The sequence below is a fragment of the Aequoribacter sp. genome, from assembly GCF_965659035.1.
GTDB lineage: Bacteria > Pseudomonadota > Gammaproteobacteria > Pseudomonadales > Halieaceae > Aequoribacter.
In genome coordinates this window covers 1-4,538 of record NZ_CBFHWH010000101.1, presented here as the reverse complement: position 1 = coordinate 4,538, position 4,538 = coordinate 1, and the positions used below count along the sequence as shown (strand labels likewise).

Here is a 4,538-nt window from a genome sequence, read left to right as displayed (position 1 = left end):
GATGAATATCGATTGGTTGGCGACCGATGCACTGCGTGTACGCGGTTCATTTAGCCACACCAGTACGGAGTTAACCTCTGACGTGCCCTCGTTAATTCGTACCATTATTACGCCTGGGTTTGCGACAGCGTTTGAAGATGGCATTAAAGGCGATCGTTTGCCGGGCTCTCCTGAGAACCAAGTCTCGTTGTTTGCCTCTTACGATATGACGCTAAGCAACGGTAATGATCTGACCTTGAATGCGGGTTATGCATGGCAGGGTGACGTGCTGTCTCGAACCGGTGGACGTGGCGATAGTTTAACCTTGGATAGCTTCGGTATCGCGAACGCGGCTGCCGTATATCGAGTGGATAACTGGAACGTCACGTTCTTCGTTGACAACCTGTTTAACGAGTTTGCAGAGAGCGGTGTTGAGCAGACCGCTCTATACAACCAAACTGTATCTGGCGCGACCAACCGTTATTTCAAATCTAACGTGTTACCGCCCCGCTCTATGGGCCTGCGTTTCAGCGTGGACTTTTAATGGCTTAACCTTTGCAGGTTTGAAAGGGGCTATGGCCCCTTTTTTGTTATTGAGTATTAGCCGGCAAGCCTTGGTTGGTATCGATACCTTGCCCTTTCAGATAATGTTCTAGCTCATTAAGTTTGTCGCCGTAGCGTTGCCACCGCCCTATCGACCCCGAATATAAAGGTTGTCGCACTTGGACTGAGCTTGCGGTAGATACTGGGGCATCGTTCTCATGAAAGTTCAAGCACGCCTCTTCCCAGTCTAGTCCACAGAACTCGAGCAGCCGCTGGGTCTGTCCTAATTGGTTAAACACGATGTCTTCGTACTGGACCTGCATGAACCGATCTTCAGGTAAGGTCTTAGTCCAATGTGCCATCAGCTCATCGAATAAACAGTAGAACTTGGCGGTCTCTAACAAATCATAGGTGTAAGCGTAATAGGCCTGCTGGGTTGTGAGTAACTGTCGGTAGTTACTTAAACAGCTGTCCATGGGGTTACGCCGTAGGGCAATAATTTTTGCGTTGGGCAGTGCTTGGTGGATAAGTCCGCAGTAAAAAAAGTTGAGTGGCATCTTATCGATAACTCGAGCGGCGCCACGGCTGAGCTCCCCCGTTAGAGCTATATACTCGCGACCAAGGTGTTCGAAGGTTTCGCCGTTAAACATTACAGCGGCTTCGACGGTTTCATAATCTAAGGTTAAGTTCGAGGGAGTTTTTACGGCCTGCTTAATGAGGTTTCCAAACAGGCTAAGCTCGCCCGCTGAATGAACCTGTGAATGCGACCCGATAATGCGATCCACCAGGGTTGTGCCTGTTCTAGGTAGTCCCACGACAAAGATGGGTGAATCTTCGATACCCTCGTTAGCTTGGTCGGTGGTTAGGGCTTTGAGGCCTGTGATAATACTAGCGAAATCTACAGCTGATGCCCCTCTTTGTTTGCCCGCTTTGGCTTTGTGTAACCAGTTCAAGCTGTTTGGGTAATCGCCCGTATCTTCAAGGCATTTGGCTATCGCGTGACCTAGGTGAAGTTGAGCATCGGCGTCGTTCGCTGCTCTGGAAAAACGCGCTTCTAACTGCGCAACCAAAGGTGAACCTGTTGGCTGTTTGGTTAACTGTGCTAAGGACGATAGCGCCCGATAGTTGTCCTTGTCCAATGCTAAGCAAGCCTTGTAAGCGGCGTCGGCGCCCTCAAAATCGCCAATAAACTGAAGAGAGGCCCCAAGGTTATAGTGGTAGTTCGCAACATTGGGATTAAGTGCGACGGCTTTTTTAAACCAAGGTACGGCAAGTTCGTGAAAACCTGCGCGGGTATAGATCACGCCTAGCATGTCGGCAATGTGGTGGTCGTTGATAGTAAGCTCAGCGCAACGATCTGCTTGGTGCTTAGCTTTAATTTGGTCCCCCGACAGGGTCAGCATTTGTGCATAGTACGCTTGGCAGTACTCACTTTCTGGTGCCAGCACACTGGCTTTTTCAAACAGTTCCAAGGCTTTGGTGTGGTTATTGTGGTCGGCTGATATCTTACCGAGAACAAAGTATGCGGGTGCGTCTTTTACGTTTTTGTGGATGCGAGCAATGGCTTGGTCGTAGATTTCACGATACTGTTTATTTTGTATAGCCAGCAAGCCCTGCCGGATAAAGGTATTGTCAGTGCTGACCATGCGTAACCGAACGATTGAACCCAGTGAATTGCTATTATGCCTCAACCGCAGGATTAATGTTGGGCGAAGACTTTAGACCGAAGGTTGCTTTAGGTTTGGTGCAAGGTCGGCAGTTACGTTACTCTGGCATTTATTAATTGTAGGTAGTCGATTGCCATGATCTGTATTAAAACCGAGATTCCAGAGGAACTCTGCGACATTGATGACGAGCTAAAGGCCATTTATCACTCGAGTGATACGGTCTGCATTTGGCTGTTTAATAGCCGGCAAGATCGCAACCGGTTTATGGAGGATACTGCTGGTATGAATAAAGCAGATCGCGAAGCCTATTACGTGGCCAACTTTGTTTCGTGATAGAGCCCGTACCCAAATCACGTTACACTCGATGCTTAGCTATAAAAGGACAGACGATACGCTAATGACACGTTACACGGGCGGCTGCCACTGCGGCGAAGTAAAATTTTCGTTTATCAGTGACGATGCGGTTGAGATCTGGAAATGTAATTGCTCGATTTGTTCTCTGATTGATTACGAGCATTTGTTCATTCCGCATGAGGATTTCACGTTACTTTCTGCGCAAGAGAATCTCACGGCTTATTCGTTTGGCACTCACTCTGCCAATCATTATTTTTGTAAGACCTGTGGTATCAAAAGTTTTTACCAGCCGCGCTCACACCCCGAGGCTTATAGCGTCAATTTAAAGTGCGTGACCAACCCACCGCGTGTTGAACGGGTCGTCGAAATTGATGGCAAAGGTGCGTACTTTGAGTCTTAGTTTTTGACGATATGTTCTTTTCGTCGAAAGATATTGCAATACACAGTCAACTAAGGAAAGTACCCTATGCAAGAGATTTTAAGTCAGTACGGTTTGGAGATCGTGGTGGGCATGATCGCAGGTGTTTTAAGTGTATTGTTCTGGCGCGTTGTGACCTACCGATCTCGCAACGATAAGTAGCTCACAGGACGGAGTTAATGAGCGCTAACTCATGTTACAGTCAGGACGTTTTATTGATTCTTGACGACCAAAACTCGCCGCTTGCGGATCTTTGTGCTCAAGTTGTGCCGGCGGACCTTCACTATGGTGCATCGTCGGACCCTGATCCATCCCTGTTGGCTGCCACGACAATTATGATAGGTGCGCCAGATAAGATTGCTCGCTTTTTATCAGACGCACCGGCCTTAAAATGGGTGCAGTCTACCTGGGCTGGCGTGACCCCATTGATCAATCATCCGAGGCGAGATTATCAGTTGACGGGCCTTAAGGGTGTGTTTGGGCAGGTGATGAGTGAGTACGTGTTAGGCTGGATACTCGCCTTGGAGCGTCAAATTTTGGACTACGCTCAGGACACGAGCTGGAACCAGCGAGCACCCGTCACAGTGTTGGGAAAGCGTCTTGGTATTATGGGTACCGGTGATATTGCTTGCGACGTTGCACTCGCCGCTCAAGCCTTGGGCTTGCGCGTTACCGGATTTAATCGGTCCGGTCGCTGTCCACCTGTCTTTGAGTCCTGTTTTACCTACGAGCAACGTTTAGATTTTGCCAAAGATCTAGATTACCTACTCTGCGTAATGCCCAATACACCAGAGACTGACGATTTGGTGTCCACGGATCTATTGCATGCCTTAGCACCCAATGCGGTTTTATTGAATACCGGAAGAGGTAACTGTGTGGATGAAGACGCTTTGGTGCAGGTACTTGATTCAGGGCACTTACGGGCCGCGGTTCTAGATGTATTTAATGAAGAGCCGCTACCTTCAAGCCACCGCTTTTGGCCACACCCACAGGTATACGTGACCAGCCATACCTCGGCACCAACGAATATCGAGGCTGCTGTGAGAGTATTTGCACAGAATCTCGAGCGCTTTTTAAAAAATCAGCCGCTGTTGCATGTGGTAGATTTCGCTAAGGGCTATTAGTATCTGTTGCGTGCAAACAAAGGGTCAACTCACTTGCTCTGCGAATCATAAGAGATAAACCATGCGAACAAACACAATAAAAATAGTATTCAGTGGACTAATATTCGCTGTCGCCGGCTATGTTGGATTAGTCAGTGCTGAGTCTGCGGTATACAAGTCCATACCTTACGCGCAAGCCCCTGTTGGCGAAAAACGCTGGGCTGTTGTAGAGGATGTTGTATGGGACGGTGTGAGTTACGGCAATGAGTTCTCTGCAAGCTGCCCCCAGCCCCGCTACGGTTTGGGCGTCTCTAAGGAACAAAGCGAAGACTGTTTGTTTCTAAATGTGTGGACACCCGATACAGCGGGTAAGCACCCGGTGATGGTGTGGATCCACGGCGGCGGCTTTCGAGCAGGTAGTGGCAACATTCCTGGCGAGCTGATTGCCCAAGAAGGCGTTGTCGTGGTGTCGTT

The 4,538-nt window shown here is 48.9% G+C and carries 6 protein-coding genes; 5 read left to right on the top strand and 1 reads right to left on the bottom strand.

Translation table 11 applies throughout. The annotated features are described in order from the left end of the window. On the top strand, positions 1-523 hold a 523-nt coding region (locus tag ACTF5Z_RS10765), incomplete at its 5' end, for a TonB-dependent receptor domain-containing protein (RefSeq protein WP_438985630.1). 46 nt (positions 524-569) lie between these two features. Here ACTF5Z_RS10765 and ACTF5Z_RS10760 read toward each other — a convergent pair. Beyond that, positions 570-2,168 carry a tetratricopeptide repeat-containing sulfotransferase family protein gene (locus tag ACTF5Z_RS10760; RefSeq protein WP_438985629.1) on the bottom strand — a complete coding sequence of 533 codons (1,599 nt, stop codon included), beginning with the start codon at positions 2,166-2,168 and terminating at the stop codon, positions 570-572. A 156-nt stretch (positions 2,169-2,324) separates the two neighbouring features. Here ACTF5Z_RS10760 and ACTF5Z_RS10755 point away from each other — a divergent pair, with 156 nt between their 5' ends. The 4 genes from ACTF5Z_RS10755 to ACTF5Z_RS10740 all read left to right on the top strand — a co-directional run. Next, positions 2,325-2,522, top strand: a complete 198-nt coding sequence (locus ACTF5Z_RS10755; protein ID WP_423850562.1) for a hypothetical protein — start codon at positions 2,325-2,327, stop codon at positions 2,520-2,522. 64 nt (positions 2,523-2,586) lie between these two features. Further along, complete coding sequence (locus tag ACTF5Z_RS10750; protein ID WP_438985628.1) at positions 2,587-2,943, top strand: GFA family protein; 357 nt, start codon at positions 2,587-2,589, stop codon at positions 2,941-2,943. 197 nt (positions 2,944-3,140) lie between these two features. Further along, complete coding sequence (locus ACTF5Z_RS10745) at positions 3,141-4,085, top strand: D-2-hydroxyacid dehydrogenase (protein ID WP_438985627.1); 945 nt, start codon at positions 3,141-3,143, stop codon at positions 4,083-4,085. Between the two features lie 61 nt (positions 4,086-4,146). Next, on the top strand, positions 4,147-4,538 hold a 392-nt coding region (locus ACTF5Z_RS10740; protein ID WP_438985626.1), incomplete at its 3' end, for a carboxylesterase family protein.

What these genes read in the sequence shown, in the direction of transcription:
- ACTF5Z_RS10755 (WP_423850562.1), top strand. Translation starts at nt 2,325, where the DNA reads ATGATCTGTATTAAAACCGAGATTCCAGAGGAACTCTGCGACATTGAT.
- ACTF5Z_RS10745 (WP_438985627.1), top strand. Translation starts at nt 3,141, where the DNA reads ATGAGCGCTAACTCATGTTACAGTCAGGACGTTTTATTGATTCTTGAC.
- ACTF5Z_RS10760 (WP_438985629.1), bottom strand. Translation starts at nt 2,168, where the DNA reads ATGGTCAGCACTGACAATACCTTTATCCGGCAGGGCTTGCTGGCTATA.
- ACTF5Z_RS10750 (WP_438985628.1), top strand. Translation starts at nt 2,587, where the DNA reads ATGACACGTTACACGGGCGGCTGCCACTGCGGCGAAGTAAAATTTTCG.